Genomic DNA, 17,267 nt, shown 5'->3' with positions numbered 1-17,267 from the left:
ATGCTAACCTTCAAAAATCATCGTGGTCAGTTCCACAAAACAAACACTGCACTTGTTGCACTTACTTCTTTGTATGTCATAGGCGCAGTAGTAGCACTTTCAGCACCATATTGGGTGTCTTCAACTTCCATGCTTGCTCCACTTGCAGCTTTTGCAGTTACACCACTTGGAATGGGTATATTAGCAGTTGTTGCTGTTGCACTGATTGGTTTAGCAATGTATGCCATCAGCAAAAATAACGAAATATCTGAGTTGAAAGCTCCGAAGGTTATTTTTGGTGAGGGGGAGAAAGAAGTAGCATTGCTAGTAACAAAAGAGGTATATGAGGAAATAAAAAAGAATAACCAAGTTAAAGATGAAAAAGGTAAGGTGAAAGATGGTAAGTATTATATAGGTTTCAGCTTAGAAGGCAAGAACTACCGTATTATTATTGGTGATCAGTTTGACGAGGCGGCAGGCAATACTTTAATACTCGAGATAGATTCACTAGAAGTGAAAAACAAAGAAGGTAAGTTCGAGACAGTAAATAAAACAGAGTGGAAGAAAACATTAGGTTTAGACAAAGAGGGTGCTAAAGAGTTTAACACTTATTTGGAAAAAGCTATTGTTGAACAAGTTGCTTCTCAAGAACAAAAAAAGCAGATAGCCTAAAATAAAAGAGGCAGATTGAATCTGCCTCTTTATTTTTTTAGTGCCGGTTACTCAATGGGAATTGCCTTAACTTTTATATAGTTGTGAGAAGCTGCTAAGGGTTTTTATTTAATTTAACTGCATCTTTTGCCTTATCCAATAACCCATTAATAAAACCAATTTCGCTTGGTTTATCAAGTAAATCAGATGCAATGTTAGTATACTCATTGATAACAACTGGAACTGGCGTATCACAATTAGCTAACTCACATATTGCAACACGCAAAATAGATAAGCTTATAAGATTTAACCGTGAGAGGGACCAGCTTGGGTGTAAGTAAGACTCTATTATTTTATCATATTCTTCACTGCTTTTTATAACCTTATATAACAAGTTTTCTAAGAACTGATGTTCAAATTCTTCACATTCAAATATATCTCTCAACTTACTTATGTAGTCCTTAAGCTCACAATTTTCCAGTTTAAAAGTGCTTTTGTTGTAACCTACGAAAATATTTGAATAAGCAATTTGTACAGCAAGAAATCTTGCCGTGCTTCTTTTTATGCGCCACTTTTTATCTACTGGTTTTTCCTCCATTATTTTAATTTATTGTGTAAATCTATCATACCCAAAACAGTTGAGGCTGCATGGCCACCAACGTTCTTTTTGTTTTTGTCAGCTCTAACTAGTGCTTTATCTTTGCTGTTAGCGGTAATTACGCCCATACCAAGGGGCATTGCATAATGCATAATGACTTCATTTAAACCTTCGATTACTCCTTTACAAACATATTGATAGTGATCGGTTTCACCGCGAATCACGCACCCAAGAGCTAAATAACCGTCATAATTAGCATTCTTGCTTTTTACTGCAAAGAGAATTGTAGCTGGTATCTCAAATGCACCAGGAACTTCAATTATGTCATAGCTTGCATGACTTTCTTTTAATCTATCGATTGCACCTTCAAGCAAAAGGTTCGCTATTTCAGTGTGGTAAATTGAATTAACTATTAGTATTTTCGACATTCACTACCACTTTTTTCGTTAAAAACAACTTTATTAATGATTGTTGAATTAGAGTTATAATATTACTAAATATCCAATATATTACCAGGCCGGCAGGAAAAGAAGAAAAAATAAAGACAGAAATGTAAGGTAAAAACTTCATAACATTTACTTGAATATCATCTTTACTTTTCTCACTTAGCTTCTGCTGAATTATCATGGTGGCACCGAAAATTATAGGTAAAATGCCTATAGAAATAGGAAAGTTATAATTAAACAACCCAAATAATGTAAAGATGTTCGTTGGGTCAGGAGCTGAAAGATCCTTAATCCATAAAAAAAAAGGAGCATGCCTCATCTCTATAGTAACAAATAATACTTTATATAGAGCAAAAAATACCGGTATTTGTATTAGCATGGGAAAAATGCTCGACATTGGATTTACATTGTTTCTCTTGAACAACGCAATTGTCTCTTTATGCTGCTTTAAGCTGTCATTTTTATACAACTCTTTTATACGAGTTAATTCAGGCTGCAGGCTTTTCACCTTGAACATCGAAATATATGATCTATTAGATAAGGGAAGCATCAAAAGTTTGATTACTAAAGTCAGCAATAATATTGCTAAGCCAAAATTTTTTAAAACGAAGTTAAAATATTCAAGCAGTAAAAACACTGGCTTGGTTATAAAATAAAGAACACCAAAATCTACAGCTTTATCAAATAAAGGTATATTGAGAGTATCCTTATAAGAATCCAGTAAATTCAACTTTTTTGCTCCAGCAAAAAAATAATTCACATTAGAAACACTTGCGCCAGGAAGTATGCTCTTGTAAGGTTTGACAAAATCTACTTGGAATTTATCAGTATTATTAACGTTCGTGTGTTTAATGCTTACATTTATTTTATCGGATTTCTCAGGTATGATGGCTGTAAGCCAGTATTTATCAGCAAAACCAAACCAATTTTTTTCACTCGTGCTTGCTTTTATTAAATGTTTTTTGGAAATATCCTTATATGTCCACTCCTCTAGTTTATTATCAAATGCACCCAGTACTCCTTCATGAGATATCCAATAAGATTCGTTGATATTGTCACGTTTACGGTTAATTATACCATAAGGAACCAAAACTACATTATCTTTTGTGTTATTTTCAACAATCTGCTCAATTTTAAACATGTAGTTATCGTCAAGGCTAATTTTCATTTTAAACACAATGCCATTCTCATTGTCCCAAAATAAATTAACTACTTTTTGATTAGTCAGTTCAGCCCCATCAGCTTGCCAGACTGTCTTAGAATCTGGAACTTTAATTTTGTTATTCGGATCGAGCCACCCAAATTCTGCGAAATATATATCTTTTGATTCTGCGGGTGACAGTAACACCACTTGTGGAGAAGAAGAACTCGGTTCTAAGTGGTAATTGGTTAAAATTAAGTCATCAAACCTTGCACCTTTCAGAGAAATTGATCCTCTAATCATGTTATTGGTTAAACTAACCCTCTGTTCTCGAGTAGAATTAATAATTTCAGAACGATTTTGGTGTATTATAGGAGCAAGGTCGTTAAAAGATTCGATATGTTCAATCAATGGCTGATTTTGGTTTGCACTAAAAAAATTATCATAAATAATATGCCAAGATACCATGATCAACATGGAAAGGATAGCTGCTAAAATTAAACTTTTTGCTTCTGACATGAAATTAAATCAAACATATCTTCTTAAAGTGTATACTAAATATTGTACTAAAACAATGAAATTTACTTATTTTTAATAATAACTTTTAACGCTAATCTTAAAAATTTATTGTAATGGCTTCAAATTTTAACGATAAACTGCTCTTTTTAACCCAAGTAGCTGACACTGGTTCTTTTTTTCTAGATTCCAGTGTCACGTGCACAATTGTACAAACGTTTGTTTTCGAAGACAGTGTGTTAAATGTTATAGCCGGTTTTACCTCAAGTACAAAGGTGTCATCCCAGTGCTTGACACTGGGATCCAGCAAAATTGATTGTGCACTATACAACATTTTCGATGAAATTATCAGAAAACTGGATTCCAGTGTCAAGCACTGGAATGACACCACCTGCTACCTGCAAATTGCAATGTTCGTACAGTTGTGCGTCACGCGCTGGAATGACATCAGGAAGTGCGTTGTTAACTTTTTGCTCAAATAATGATTATGCAAGAGGTGCGGTGAAAAATCTAGTTATTTGGTTGCTAATAATAGCCACTACTGCAATGCTTATTGATTCACAAAGGGACAAACTAAGCGACAGATTTCTCAGTACTTTTTTACCATATAAAGGAAGAATTCAAAATAGCGGTCAGAATAGTGGAAGTATTGAATTTACGAAGTCATATGATGGACACTTTTATATTCAGGCTCAAGTCAATGATCGCAATATAACGTTTTTGCTTGATACTGGAGCAACCGATATTGTTCTATCACAAAAAGACGCATTACATGCTGGTATTAACTTACAAAATGTTCAGGATTTTAAAATATATGAAACTGCGAAAGGTCAAATAAAAGCTGGAGTGGTTCAAATACCTCAAGTTAAAATAGGGAATTTTTTAGTTAATGATGTACAGGCAAGCATTAACACTCATTCTATGTCTCATTCACTACTTGGAATGAGCTTTTTAAGGTATTTTCATTTCACTATAAGAGATAATAAGTTGATATTATACCGCGACTAAATACTTCTACAATCTACTTATCAAAGCTCTGTAGGTTAATATAGGAGCAGAAATAAATATTGCAGAACAAGTGCCAATCAAAATACCAAAAAAAATGATCAAGCTGAAGTCTTTCACTGCATCTGTGCAGATTAATGCCAAAGGAAGAGCAGCAAGAAGGGTTGTACCCGAGGTTAATATAGTGCGAAATAATGTAGCGTTGATACTTGCATCTACTATCTCACTCATCCGCCCACTTTTACCACTCTTGCAATACTCTCGAATCCGATCATATATAATTACTGAGTTATTGATTGAATAACCAATGACAGTGAGAAGAGCTGCAACTGATGAAATATTAAACTCAATGCCAGTTAGGCTAATAAAACCAACAGTTAAAATCACGTCATGAATCAGTGCTGTTATTCCACTGAATCCACATTGCCAATTAAATCTAAACCAAACGTAAAAAAATATTCCAACAATTGCGATCAACATGGATAACATTCCTTCAAATATTTGTGTTGAGCTTATTTGTGGGCCAACATAGTCTATTTTACGATAGCTTATTGAGCTCCCCAGCTTTTCTTCTAGTATGCTTTTTATCTTTTTGATTTTATTTTCGTCTCCCTCATCTTTAAAACGCATGACTAAATTATCACCCGCTTTTGAACTCTGCACTGTAAAACCATTTTCTTTTAATGCATCGAGAATAGAGTGATTCTCATCTGAAGATTTTATCTCTATCAAAATTCCGCCTGCAAAGTCTATGCCTAAGTTCACTCCACGCAGCACAACAGTGAATATTGAAAAGATGATAAGAATAATGCTAATTAATGCAGTCAAATCCCTATATTTACTAAACTTGATATTGAGGTTATCTGGAATGAGTCTAAGTGCCATGCTATTTACTTAAACTTGAATTTTATATACTTTTTAAAAAATTCACTAGTTTATTCTGTGATTGGACTTCTTATTATCTCCCGTTATTCAAGTTCAGTTGTCTAAGTGAGGAAAGTCACCTCTCCCCACTTAGATAACTGGGTTAAACTAATGCACTATGATTTTTTGAGAATTGTTCTCAGCATTTAGTTCAACATTATTTACTACTTTTTCAGTAATAACTTCAGCAAACTCAGGAGAAGGTTCTTTTGTTTTTGCAAAGAATGCAGCCTGTACAGCATTTTTAACGAAAAAACATGCAGAAAGTGCAAATATTGCTGTCGGTATATAACACCAAGGAGAAGCTATACTAAAAAAAGTTGCAGAAGCTACTATCAAGCAACAACAAGCAAGTCCCGCTTGGCTAATGAGATAACGTTTATCAACTCCACCATACTCAGCCATCAACCTTTTAACTTTATCATCGCTACCGTATGGCAAAACAAGTGTCTTAATGCAATTTATTATACCATTATTAGTAAAATATGGAGTACGTTCTATGAATCTCTTCATGTAGTAATTTTTTGCACGAGGACCTGTTGCATTAGGATCTACACCATACTTCAAAAATAATTCTACAGTTTTTTCTTTTTCACATTCATATTCACTACAATGCACTGCTTCATACAATGGAGTGTGATCAAATATATTTTGTATATTAGGATCAGCGCCATGTTTTAAAAGTAATTCTGCAACTCTATAGTGTTTGTATGCTCTGTGTAATGTAGTATTACCAAGCTCACCTTGTGCATTAGGGTCAGCGCCATGTTTTAAAAGTAATTCTGCAACTTCATAGAACTTATCATGTGCGGCTACATCTAGTGGAGCAAGACCATATACTCGTGTATTAGGGTCAGCACCATACTCTAAAAGTAGTTTGACAATGTTACCACATTTGACAACTCCAGGATAACGTAATGAAGTATACTCACAGAATATTTTTATGTTAGGGTTAGCACCATTTTCTAAGAGTAGCCTTACAAGATCAATATTGTACGAATTGATAGCAGCACCCAATGGCAAGTGATCTTGTACACGCATTTCATTGATGTAATCACCAAATCTTCCATCTTTACTGCTCTTGAACCTGGAGAAAAGTTTTTTCAGAAATGCTGTATCTTGATTGAAGAGAGCCGCATATAAGCAAAATTTTAAATCCTCGGTAGAGCTAACTCTATCTAAATTTTCATCATGTAGTATCATAGCTTCTTTTACACCTGTTCCCTCAAGAAGCTTATGTGCAGCTTGTACATGTTTAAATTTCTCTTCAGCTTCTTTAAGTTCTTCCTGTTCTTTATCCAAGTTTTTGTCTGGATGGAACTCGAATACTAACTTTCTATATGCCTTTTTGATTTCTTGCTCACTGGGATTTGCATTTAAGCCTAATATTTTTAAAGCTTTTTCTCTGTTCATAATACCTACCCCCCACAATTATACTTAAGTGTAACCAAAAAATTTCAAAAAGTAAAGTTTTTATATTAAACTGCACCTATTGCACAATCCCATGTGATTAGCTAACGCGGCACTAACGAGTTTCAAGGCTGAAAAAAGGCAAAAATTACCCTAGCAGAATCTAAAACAAAGTACCGTAGCTACAACTCACAACTAGACATTCTTTGTTCGTCCACTAGAAGGAAAAGCGGCAAGGAGCGAACCAAAAGCGATGAGAAAGGATCCAAGCCAGATTATAGACATTCCAGGTTTATAGTGCACTTTAGCTGCAATTTTGCTCTTACTCTTATCAATCTCTCCAATTACAACATAAATATCAGAAAGCAAATTGTGGTAGATACTGCTTTCAACATTTTTCTGACCTTCCGCAAGGTAAAATCTATATTCAGGAGTTACTTCACCCAATATCTTGTTATTCAGCAAATTCCTGATATCCATTGTACCTCTCACTGCATGGAAATTTTTTTCTTTTATTAGCTCAATATTTTGCAAAGTAACTTTAAATTTATTGACTGTTATGCTATCCCCTATTTTTAAGTAATTTTCTTTTTTCTCCTGCCAACCAACCGAATATGCTATACCAAGCACTAGAATTGCCACTCCAGCATGAGCAAGCATCATTGCATAGTAGGACTTAGAAACTCTTCTTGCTAATAAAATTGATTCACCAAATGCTACCTTAAATAAACAAATTCTTTTACTATATGCTTCTAAAACAAAGACTAATAATGCTATGGAGATAGTAATTGATAGCACAATCATTAGCTCCATGTGAAAGATAAATGGCAAAATAGCTGCAGCACTACAGAATGAGAATCTGTATTCACGGAATATTGGCAATACCTGCCAACTACAGTATTGCCCTATCATGATGAGCACTAGAATAGCCAGTGCAATAGGGTTAAATAAGGAATTATAGTATTGTGCTCCAACTGAAATTAATTCACCGGTTAAATACTCAAGCACTGTAGGGTATAAAGTGCCAACGAACACGATGAAAAAGGCAGTGATGAATAATAAATTGTTCATCAGCATCATCGTAAAGCGTGAAAAGAATCTTCTACCCTCTGTCACTTGAGTAGCAAGTTTCTTTCTGGATTCCAGTGTCAAGCATTGGAATGACATCGCAGACGTGTGATTTTTTCTCGTAAATACTACGAATATTACTAAGCTACTGACTGTCATTACACCAAGTAGAGCTAATATATATAGTCCATATCTTGGATCATCAGCGAATGTGTGCACTGAGGTAAGTATTCCTGAGCGGACTAGAAATGTTCCAGTCACACTCAATATAAAAGTTGTGAGCGTAAGTAAAATAGCAAAATTCCTTAAAGTATTGAAATTTCGTACAACGAGCAACAAATGTGTCAGCGCTACTGCAATTAGCCACGGCATTAAAGAAACGTTTTCCACTGGATCCCAAAACCAAAATCCACCCCACCCAAGTTCGCGATATGCCCACCAGCTACCCAAGCTGATGCCCAAAGTGAGCAGCGACCAAGAAATAAGTACCCAAGGCCTGACAATTTTAGCCCAAACATTTCCTTCCGTATTTAAAATTAATCCAGCTATAGAGAGCGAAAAAGGAACGCTAAATCCAAGGTACCCCAAATATAATATCGGTGGATGAATAGCAAGGCCTATATCCTGCAATATCGGATTAAAACCCAATCCATCTTTTTCAACGCTTGGCATTTTAGTGAAGGGGCTGGATTCAATTAAAGTGAACAGTAAAAAACAAAAGCAAATCAGCCCATGAGTGATAAGAGATATTTTTTTTAATTTACTACCATTAGTTCGTTCTGGTGTCATTCCAGTGCTTGACACTGGAATCCAGTTTTTATTACACTGCCATTTGATGTACTCATTTGCAATTAAATTGTCTGGATCCCAGTGTCTGGGCACTGGGATGACAGAAGAAGAGGCTGGGATGACAGAGGGGGAAATTGGGATGACAGAAGGTATATAAATATCCATTAGTAATAAATACATGACAAGCACTAATGTCCAAAGCAACATAGACCCTTCTTTATTTCCCCAAACTCCACAAATCTTATAGATCAAAGGTTTTGTTGTGTGTGAGTGGTAATATACGTTTTCGAGTGAGAAATCATTTGTAATGTGGCAGTAGATCAAAATAGCCATTGATGTTGATACACAAAAAAATATGGCAGTGGTAATAAACCGACAAGAACTAAGCGGTAAAAACAAATATGTCAAAGACAATAAGCAGGCTATGAGGAGCAATATATTCCCAAATTCAGGCATAAAAAATTATAGTTTTTATATAAACAATATTACTGATGATAAGTTAGAAGTTAAAGTGTTAATTGATGCTAGGCTCTGTGGACAAAATTTTAGAGAAGCCATATGAGAGCTCCAACAAAATTTAGAAATCCCATGTAAACCTCTGCGGTCTTGTCAAATCTGGAAAAAATGCGCCTAAAATTTTTAATTTTACCGAAAAAGCACTCAATCAAATGACGTTCTTTATAAATATGCTCATCATAGTATCTTTGCACTTTTCGATTCCTTTTTGATGGAATTACGATTTCACATTTCCTGTTTTCAAGGCTGACCACAAAAGCATTGCTGTCATAACCCTTATCAGCTACTACAATGGAGTTATAGACATTTTTTGTTAATACTTCAGCTTGTGTAATTTCATTCCTCTGGCCAGGAGTAAGTATAAATTTTAAAGGATTTCCCAATGCATCAACAAGTGCATGAATTTTAGTCGTAAAGCCACCTTTACTTCGCCCTAAAGCCTCTTGATCCTTCGAATCTTTTGTATATCCAGCCGAACATGGATGGGCTCTAATGATCGTACCGTCGATTATGACGGCTTCTAAATCTGGCTCTTGTTTTGTGTACTCCAATAAATTTTTCCAAATACCCCTTTCGCACCATCTCTTAAATCGTTTGTGTATACTTCTGTAATTGCCATAGATTTTCGGCAAAAGTCGCCATTGGCAACCACTTCGCGCCATATACCACACTGCTTCTATGAATATTCTTAAACGTTTTTCGTCTTTACTATGCATTCCTTTTATGCCTTTTATGAATTCTAAAATTTGTTTCCAATTTCTTTCTTTTATATAATATTCCATTCGGTAGTTTCTCCATTTTTATGTTCATTTGGTTAAACTACCACTTTTTTTCTCCCTCTTCATATTTTTTGTCCACAGAGCCTAGCATAATGCTCCCGTAGTTAGCTGTGCTAGTATTAATTAAAAATTAAATATTAAATCTTTATATTTTTATAGATAGCGTTAATATTGAGGTAACATTGTGGGTACAACTAAGATTAGTAAATTTCCATTCAATATAAAAGGTAAAGTGGCAAAACAACATGCCGAACCAATAATCGAAAAAAATCTCTATACTATTTTAGGATTCAAAGATATAGAAGATTTTGAAAATAAGACAAGTAAACTTGTTAATAAAAAAGTTTGGCAATCATTTGTTGACTGCTTTGCAAAAGAAATAGATTATGCAGCAACCGAAGAAGTTGTAAAAAACATCGTTTGTAACATTGCAAAGAGTGATCAAGGTGATGCTTTTACCAAAACTGAACATTTCATATTAAATGAAAAGCAAGATAATAAAGAGAGAGAAAAAGCGATTAGAAAAACTATTAGTATTTTGAGAAAAATCAATCCAGAAAAAGCCTTTAGTGAACTTTCAGTAATAAAAAAACAAGCTGAAGATTTTTTACAAACCGATTTTTATAAAGCTCAGAGTAAACCACTTCAAGGATTTGCTCCCTCTGGTGGACAGCTCTTTGCGGAAGTTCTGAAATATATAGAAACACTAGAAAAATTATCCGAAGTAAAAAGAGAAGGGCTAGTTAAAGATTTCTTGTTAAATCATGTTAGTTCATTGAATAAAAAGTATCCTAAATCACAAGGTAAAAGGGAAGATGCTATAACAATACTATCAAGTAATGAGTTGAAAAATTTTTACAATAAAGGTGTAGAAGAAGGAATATTACAACCAATGGTATCTTACAAAGAATGCAGAAACCTGTATAACCAAATGAAAAATGAATCCAAAAGTATAATTAAAAGAGAAGAACGGGAAGAAAATTTAAAGAAAATAGATAAGTCGATAATCAGCACAATTAATGACATAAAAAAACATAGAGAAGCAATCCTTAACTGTAAAGACTTTCAAAGTTCTTACATAAAAGAGAAAAAAGAACATCCATTTAGAGGCAACGCATGTCAAAAAATGATTGATATATATCAAGAGAGAATTGCTGGATATCAGGAGAAAATTTGTCAAAACTTAAGCCAAATAAAAGCGATATTAAAAAGTGCGCCGCAAGAAATGGATGATGTGGAAGAATTCGAGGAAATAATTGATGATATACATGAAGCAAAGCAGTGTGATGAAATTTTTGATTCAGCTTTAATTTGTTTATCGAACATACAGAATGAGCTAGATATTCAGCTGGAAAATCCTTCAACAGAACTCAGAGCTTCACACATTAACGTTAAAACTGAGCTAACTAGGTTATAAGAACCAAATCTTTAGGGTAATGAAAGCACTTTAATTCAAGACAGCTCTTAGTTTGTGTTTTAATTTGGTTGTGTTTTATTAAAAAAACTTTAGATTTATTTTATAATCGATACTCAAATATAATGACTCAAACTTGGGATTTGTTGCAAACAGGGCAAAAGGAAGGCTATAAAATTGCGTATACTAATGCTCGTATTATCGACCCGGAAACTAAACTTGATATAAAAGGTTCATTATTGACTGAAGGGGATAAAATTGTTGACTTTGGTGAATCATTATTTTCAACAAGTGGAGTTGATGAAACAATAGACTGTAAAGGGCTTGTTCTAATGCCAGGCCTTATTGACATTCACGTACATTTTCGTGAACCAGGCCAGGAACATAAAGAAACTATATATACAGGCAGCAAATCTGCAGCTGCGGGGGGAGTTACAACTGTAGTTTGTCAGCCGAACACTGTTCCAGCAATTGATAGCGTTATTTTGGCTAAATATTTGAAATATAGAGCACTTGAAACTTCACATGTAAACGTTGAATTTTACGCTAAAATCACCACTTCGGAAGAAAAGTTGACTGAAATGGCACTTGTAAAGGAAGCAGGTGCGGTTGGGTTCACCGATGATGGCATGCCAGTTATGAACCCAATGATTATGAGACAGGCGCTGCTTTATTCAAGTATGCTGAATGTTCCTATTGCTCAACATGCAGAAGATTTAAATTTATCAGCAGGTGGTGCAATCAACGAAGGTAAAATTTCTGAAGAATTGGGAGTAAAGGGGATCTTGAGTGCGTCAGAATCGGTTATGGTAAATCGTGATATACTGCTAATGAAGGATATGGAAAATGTGCACTACCATATTCTACATGTCTCTTCAAAAGATTCACTTGATGCTATTAAACGTGCAAAAGATTTGGGATTAAATGTTACGTGCGAAGTAACCCCTCATCACTTCGCTTTGACTGAAGATATAGTAAAACAACATGGAGCAATTGCAAAAATGAATCCGCCGCTTCGCACTGAAGAAGATCGTTTAGCTATGGTTGAAGGTTTAAAGACAGGTGTGATTGATTGCATTGCAACTGATCACGCTCCGCATGATCGTAGTTCTAAAGATCTACCACTTGAAAATGCTGCATTTGGTATTGTTGGTCTTGAAACAATGCTGCCCCTTTCACTTGAACTCTATCACAGTGGGCAAATGGGTCTACTTGATGTGCTTGCAAAATTGACATATAAGCCTGCAGATATAATACACATACCACGTGGTCGTATACAAAAAAACCTTGCTGCAGACTTAATTTTAGTTGACCTCAATCATGAATGGGAAATTAAAACTGACAACTTTGCTAGTAAATCAAAGAATTCTCCTTTCGATGGTCGCAAAGTAAAAGGACACGTAGTACGTACTGTTGTGTCCGGCAAAACTATATACTCGCAGAAGAGTTAGTTATCATATCTTATCTATTCCAATTTGTTATCACCAGAATGGGCTAAGTGCACCTAAATTTAAATTAAGAAACCTGAAGTACATAAACTATTTTACAAAGGTTATTACGCTTCCTTTGAGGAAAAGCATTCTTTTACTTTTTCAATTACCGGTTCTATGATGTAGTGATTTACTTTCTCAGCTATACGTGGTGCGTATACCATTGCAAGTATACCTAGAATTGGTGTAGCAAATCCTATTATTACACCAAGGTTAGCTGCTGAGTTTATATCTAGCGTTATACCAGGAACAGCTTTTATAGCTGCACTTAGACCAATCCCGATTACTACTTGAGGAAAAAATAGCTGACTAAACAATACAATAGAATCTCGCTTTGGATTTGATGATTGACCACCAAGCATAAAAGCTACCAATATAAAGGATGCAGAAGCTAATATTGCAGAGACAACAGTAGTAATGCTGCCTATAATAAGAGGAGATAAAGGTACACTCAGCGCATAACATACAAGACCTACTGTACAACCTGTAAGTCCCCCTATTCCAGCTAGTATAGATAATGCAGCACTTATTGGATCTGACATATTTTTAAAACTTAATCAATAATAAAATATTACTTATCTTTCCCTAATCTGTAAACTTATTTCGTTTATCAATCTAATTCCAAAACAATAAAATTGTTGTACAATGTTACTTTGAAGTTTTATTTTTAATGCATAAATTTGCAATACTCTTTTCTATACTGCTTGCAATAGTTGCTTACTATTTAAACAGTGAGATTATATTTGAAATAGCAAAGCTATTTAGTGATATCTTTATCAGCTTGCTCAAATTAATAAGCTTACCTCTGGTTTTTTTATCCATAGTTTCCACAATTTCCGGGCTCAAAGACTCAATTGAAATCAAAGTCTTAGTTAAGAAAACACTATTTTATACTCTGCTTACAACTATTATAGCTGCGTTTGTTGCATTATCGTTTTATTTGTTAATAGATCCAGCAAGAAAAAATTTCATAAGTAATACAATAGGGAGTATTAACAGCAATAACCACAGTTATTTTTCATATTTAAAATCACTCATTCCTTCTAATTTTGTGCAAGTTTTTCTTGAAAATAATATGATTGGTAGCATATTAATCGCTTTTTTGATGGGTGGAGCTATTGTTTCACTTTCAAAAGAAAAGCAGGACATATTACATCAAATATTCTCTGCACTTTTCGATACGTTACTTAAAATTGCTCAGGGGTTACTAAAGCTTGTTCCACTTGCTGTGTGGTCTTTTATTACATGTTTTTTGCACGAATTAAAAGGTGGTAGCGAGTTCTACAGTCTTTTATGGTATTTTGTTTGCATAATGTCTGCAAATTTTGTGCAGGCATTTCTGATTTTACCGCTACTTATGTGGTATAAAGGCATATCACCAATTCAAACGCTGAAAGGGGTTATGCCGGCACTCACACTTGCGTTTTTTTCTAAATCATCCAGTGCAACATTGCCAACAACTATAGACTGTGTGCAAAATAAGCTAAAGGTGCCAAAGAAATTGTCGTCCTTTATTTTACCAATATGCACAACAATTAATATGAATGCATGTGCTGCATTTATACTAATCACTGTAATGTTTGTTGCAGAGATGAATGGATGCGCATTTTCCTTAAGCGAAATGTTGATATGGATTTTTTTAGCAACTAGTGCAGCAATTGGTAACGCTGGAGTGCCGATGGGGTGCTATTTTATGGCAACCAGTTATCTCATGTCGATGAATGTTCCTCTGCATATTATGGGACTGATTTTGCCTATTTATACAATCATCGATATGTTTGAAACTGCAATAAATGTGTGGTCTGATATTTGTATCACTCAGATAATTAATAAAGAATGTAATAGTGAAACTTAAAAAATGATATTAGACGAAAACAACCTAATAATAAAAGAATTTAAAGAAGCAGAAGCAATTTTGCATGGGCATTTTGTTTTATCATCCAGGCTGCATAGTGACACATACATACAGTGTGCGAAGATTTTTGAAAATCCAAGCAGAGCCATGAAAGTTTGCGCATTATTAGCAGGTAAAATAAAAAAAGGATTAAATAGCTCCATAGATTTAATATTATCTCCTGCAATTGGCGGAATAGTTGTAGGTTATGAGATTGGCAGGCAGCTTGGAATAAAGACAATGTTTTGCGAGCGCGTTAATGGCAAGTTTGAATTACGCCGTGGATTTGAAATTAAAAAAGGTGAAAAAATATTACTTATTGAGGATGTGATAACCACAGGTAAATCTTCGCTTGAAGCAGTGGAATGTGCAGAAGGGGAGGGAGGTAAAGTCATTGCTGAAGCTTCTCTAATAAAGAGGAATAGTGAAACGAAACTGCCTTTTCCTGTCATATCTTTGATTGAACTGAACATCAAAAACTACAGCGAGGAAGAACTTCCAAGTGAATTAAAACAACTACCCATAACAAAACCTGGGAGTAGAGAATATTTAACAAAGTAATCCTATAATATCTTGGAAACACAGCACAGCTTTAGTTATTTACTCCAAGTGTATTCTATGTATACTTATTACTAAATTAATTTTGAAATGATAGAAAATGAACGAATTTAAATCGATCCGAAATATAGCAATAATCGCACACGTTGACCACGGGAAAACTACTTTACTCGATAACATGTTAAAACAAAGTGGCACGTTTCGTGAGAATCAAGAAGTTCAAGAACGAGTAATGGATAGTGGTGACCAAGAGCGTGAACGCGGAATTACAATACTTGCAAAATGCACATCAATAATGTGGGGCGATGAAAAGATCAATATTATTGATACGCCAGGGCACGCGGACTTTGGTGGAGAAGTAGAAAGGGTATTGTGCATGGCAGATGGTGTGTTGCTGCTGGTTGACGCTGCAGAAGGGCCAATGCCACAAACTAAATTTGTGTTGTCAAAAGCACTAAAAGCAAATTTGAAGCCAATTGTGATAATCAATAAGGTCGACCGACCAGACAGCAGAATTGATGAAGTATTAAATGAAATATATGAGTTATTTTTTAACCTTGATGCAACCAACGAGCAGCTAGATTTTCCAGTGTTGTATGCTTCAGGTAGAAATGGTTGGTGTGCTAAGGAGCTTTCTGATGAAAGAAAAGATTTAAGCCCATTATTTTCAACGGTTATAGATTATATAAAACCTTCTGTTTATGATCAAAATGCCCCTTTTGCTATGTTGGTCACTCTACTTGAGTCTGATAAGTTTCTTGGCAGAATATTGACAGGAAAGGTTTATCAGGGCGTTGCAAAAGTCAATTCAGATCTTAAGGTACTTGATCTGGACGGTAAAGTAATTGAACGAGGGAGATTAACTAAGTTGCTCTCATTTTCTGGCTTGAAACGTATTCCAGTAGAACAAGCTGTGGCGGGAGACATAATTGCAATTGCAGGACTTGAGAAAGCTTCAGTTTCTGACACTATAGCAGCACCAGAGGTTACAACTGCAGTGAGCTCAACTCCAGTTGATCCGCCGACGATGGCGATTACTCTGAGTGTTAATGATTCACCTTTTGCCGGACAAGAGGGAACAAAGCTTACCTCAACCGTTATAAAGGATCGTTTATATGCAGAAGCAGAAACAAATGTTGCAATTACCATAACTTTGGCGCCAAGTGGTGAAGCGTTTGAAGTAGGTGGACGTGGTGAGCTACAGCTTGGAGTGTTAATTGAAAATATGAGGAGAGAAGGTTTTGAGCTTTCAGTATCACGCCCTCGCGTGCTATTTAAGGAAGAAGATGGCAAAAAACTTGAACCTATAGAGGAAGTAGTAATTGATGTAGATGATGAATATAGTGGAATTATCATGGAAAAACTCAGCTTCCGAAAAGGTGAAGTGACTGACATGAGACCTTCTGGCAATGGCAGGACAAGATTAACGTTTTTAGTGCCATCAAGAGGATTAATTGGTTATCAAGGAGAGTTTTTAACTGATTCTCGGGGCACAGGCATAATTAACCGTTTATTTCATAGTTATGCTCCACATAAAGGTTCAATTTCTGGAAGGCGCAATGGAGTTTTAATTTCTACAGATAAGGGTGAGGCTGTGGCGTATGCAATTTTCAATTTGCAAGACAGGGGAATTATGTTTATCAAGCCACAGGATAAGGTATATTGTGGCATGGTTGTCGGCCAGCATAGCCGTGACAATGATTTGGAGATAAACGTGCTAAAAGGTAAGCAATTAACAAACGTGAGAGCTTCAGGTAGTGATGAAGCCATAAAACTCACTCCTCCAAAGATAATGACACTGGAGGATATGATAGCGTATATAGATGATGATGAATTGGTGGAAGTAACTCCAAAATCTATACGTTTACGCAAGAAATTCCTTGATCCAAATGAACGTAAGCGTGCAGGAAGGGCAAAGAATAAGGAGTAGGGGTTTCTTTTTGCAGGTAATTTTCGTAGCAGCGTACTATCTCGCTTGTCAAGCGTTTAAAACATAAAAAACGCCAATATTTTAAAGCGGATAATAACCACGGGGCTTCTTTTGCCTTTTTTTTCATTTGGTAAATTTCTTAATGTTTGTAGCTAAAGT

The 17,267-nt window shown here is 35.1% G+C and carries 17 protein-coding genes; 9 read left to right on the top strand and 8 right to left on the bottom strand.

Annotation, left to right across the window (positions count from 1 at the left end):
• Positions 1 to 651, top strand: coding sequence for a hypothetical protein (locus ACWHVF_RS07275; protein WP_064125036.1), 651 nt, complete (start codon positions 1 to 3; stop codon positions 649 to 651).
• A gap of 94 nt (positions 652 to 745) precedes the next feature.
• Here the strand turns inward: ACWHVF_RS07275 and nusB are convergent, their stop codons facing one another.
• The 3 genes from nusB to yidC are packed head-to-tail and all read right to left on the bottom strand — an operon-like array spanning position 746 to position 3,334.
• A complete protein-coding gene (gene nusB, locus ACWHVF_RS07270) occupies positions 746 to 1,228 on the bottom strand; it encodes a transcription antitermination factor NusB (protein WP_064125037.1) in 483 nt (160 codons plus the stop codon).
• Positions 1,228 to 1,656: a 6,7-dimethyl-8-ribityllumazine synthase gene (locus ACWHVF_RS07265; RefSeq protein ID WP_064125038.1), complete on the bottom strand. Its 429-nt coding sequence runs from the start codon at positions 1,654 to 1,656 to the stop codon at positions 1,228 to 1,230. Before ACWHVF_RS07265 ends, nusB begins: the two co-directional genes overlap by 1 nt.
• A complete protein-coding gene (yidC, locus tag ACWHVF_RS07260; protein ID WP_064125039.1) occupies positions 1,634 to 3,334 on the bottom strand; it encodes a membrane protein insertase YidC in 1,701 nt (566 codons plus the stop codon). Before yidC ends, ACWHVF_RS07265 begins: the two co-directional genes overlap by 23 nt.
• Before the next feature lie 113 nt (positions 3,335 to 3,447).
• Here yidC and ACWHVF_RS07255 point away from each other — a divergent pair, with 113 nt between their 5' ends.
• The gene (locus ACWHVF_RS07255; RefSeq protein WP_447933289.1) at positions 3,448 to 3,813 is read left to right on the top strand and encodes a hypothetical protein; all 366 of its coding nucleotides are present in this window, start codon (positions 3,448 to 3,450) and stop codon (positions 3,811 to 3,813) included.
• Positions 3,773 to 4,339: a TIGR02281 family clan AA aspartic protease gene (locus tag ACWHVF_RS07250; protein ID WP_064125048.1), complete on the top strand. Its 567-nt coding sequence runs from the start codon at positions 3,773 to 3,775 to the stop codon at positions 4,337 to 4,339. The genes ACWHVF_RS07255 and ACWHVF_RS07250 overlap by 41 nt, the downstream gene beginning before the upstream one ends.
• A 6-nt stretch (positions 4,340 to 4,345) precedes the next feature.
• On the opposite strand, the gene secF is transcribed toward ACWHVF_RS07250, so the two are convergent.
• The 3 genes from secF to ACWHVF_RS07235 form a co-directional block, all read right to left on the bottom strand.
• A complete protein-coding gene (gene secF / locus ACWHVF_RS07245) occupies positions 4,346 to 5,221 on the bottom strand; it encodes a protein translocase subunit SecF (RefSeq protein WP_447933288.1) in 876 nt (291 codons plus the stop codon).
• A gap of 147 nt (positions 5,222 to 5,368) precedes the next feature.
• Positions 5,369 to 6,673, bottom strand: a complete 1,305-nt coding sequence (locus ACWHVF_RS07240) for an ankyrin repeat domain-containing protein (RefSeq protein ID WP_447933287.1) — start codon at positions 6,671 to 6,673, stop codon at positions 5,369 to 5,371.
• Positions 6,674 to 6,865: 192 nt separating this feature from the next.
• Positions 6,866 to 8,983: a heme lyase CcmF/NrfE family subunit gene (locus ACWHVF_RS07235; RefSeq protein WP_447933286.1), complete on the bottom strand. Its 2,118-nt coding sequence runs from the start codon at positions 8,981 to 8,983 to the stop codon at positions 6,866 to 6,868.
• On the opposite strand from ACWHVF_RS07235, the gene ACWHVF_RS07230 reads away from it, so the two are divergent.
• The gene (locus tag ACWHVF_RS07230; RefSeq protein WP_064125004.1) at positions 8,883 to 9,089 is read left to right on the top strand and encodes a hypothetical protein; all 207 of its coding nucleotides are present in this window, start codon (positions 8,883 to 8,885) and stop codon (positions 9,087 to 9,089) included. The two genes, ACWHVF_RS07235 and ACWHVF_RS07230, sit on opposite strands and share 101 nt — an antisense overlap.
• Here ACWHVF_RS07230 and ACWHVF_RS07225 read toward each other — a convergent pair.
• Complete coding sequence (locus tag ACWHVF_RS07225) at positions 9,073 to 9,825, bottom strand: IS5 family transposase (protein ID WP_064124816.1); 753 nt, start codon at positions 9,823 to 9,825, stop codon at positions 9,073 to 9,075. The genes ACWHVF_RS07230 and ACWHVF_RS07225 overlap by 17 nt on opposite strands.
• Positions 9,826 to 10,006: 181 nt before the next feature.
• Here ACWHVF_RS07225 and ACWHVF_RS07220 point away from each other — a divergent pair, with 181 nt between their 5' ends.
• Positions 10,007 to 11,239: a hypothetical protein gene (locus tag ACWHVF_RS07220; protein ID WP_064124678.1), complete on the top strand. Its 1,233-nt coding sequence runs from the start codon at positions 10,007 to 10,009 to the stop codon at positions 11,237 to 11,239.
• A gap of 122 nt (positions 11,240 to 11,361) precedes the next feature.
• Positions 11,362 to 12,687, top strand: coding sequence for a dihydroorotase (locus ACWHVF_RS07215; RefSeq protein ID WP_064124679.1), 1,326 nt, complete (start codon positions 11,362 to 11,364; stop codon positions 12,685 to 12,687).
• A gap of 104 nt (positions 12,688 to 12,791) precedes the next feature.
• Here ACWHVF_RS07215 and ACWHVF_RS07210 read toward each other — a convergent pair whose 3' ends face one another.
• The gene (locus tag ACWHVF_RS07210) at positions 12,792 to 13,268 is read right to left on the bottom strand and encodes a hypothetical protein (RefSeq protein ID WP_064124680.1); all 477 of its coding nucleotides are present in this window, start codon (positions 13,266 to 13,268) and stop codon (positions 12,792 to 12,794) included.
• Positions 13,269 to 13,396: 128 nt separating this feature from the next.
• On the opposite strand from ACWHVF_RS07210, the gene ACWHVF_RS07205 reads away from it, so the two are divergent.
• The 3 genes from ACWHVF_RS07205 to typA all read left to right on the top strand — a co-directional run bounded on the left by ACWHVF_RS07205 (position 13,397) and on the right by typA (position 17,108).
• Positions 13,397 to 14,581 (top strand): dicarboxylate/amino acid:cation symporter, encoded by a 1,185-nt coding sequence (locus ACWHVF_RS07205; protein ID WP_064124681.1) that lies wholly within the window; start codon positions 13,397 to 13,399, stop codon positions 14,579 to 14,581.
• A 3-nt stretch (positions 14,582 to 14,584) separates the two neighbouring features.
• Positions 14,585 to 15,181, top strand: a complete 597-nt coding sequence (gene pyrE, locus ACWHVF_RS07200; RefSeq protein WP_064124682.1) for an orotate phosphoribosyltransferase — start codon at positions 14,585 to 14,587, stop codon at positions 15,179 to 15,181.
• A gap of 97 nt (positions 15,182 to 15,278) precedes the next feature.
• Positions 15,279 to 17,108 (top strand): translational GTPase TypA, encoded by a 1,830-nt coding sequence (typA, locus tag ACWHVF_RS07195; protein WP_064124683.1) that lies wholly within the window; start codon positions 15,279 to 15,281, stop codon positions 17,106 to 17,108.
• Positions 17,109 to 17,267: the final 159 nt, after the last annotated feature.

Source organism: Wolbachia endosymbiont of Dactylopius coccus (genome assembly GCF_977011065.1).
Note: the sequence above shows the minus strand (reverse complement) of the source record. Positions and strands in the feature narration are given on the sequence as shown.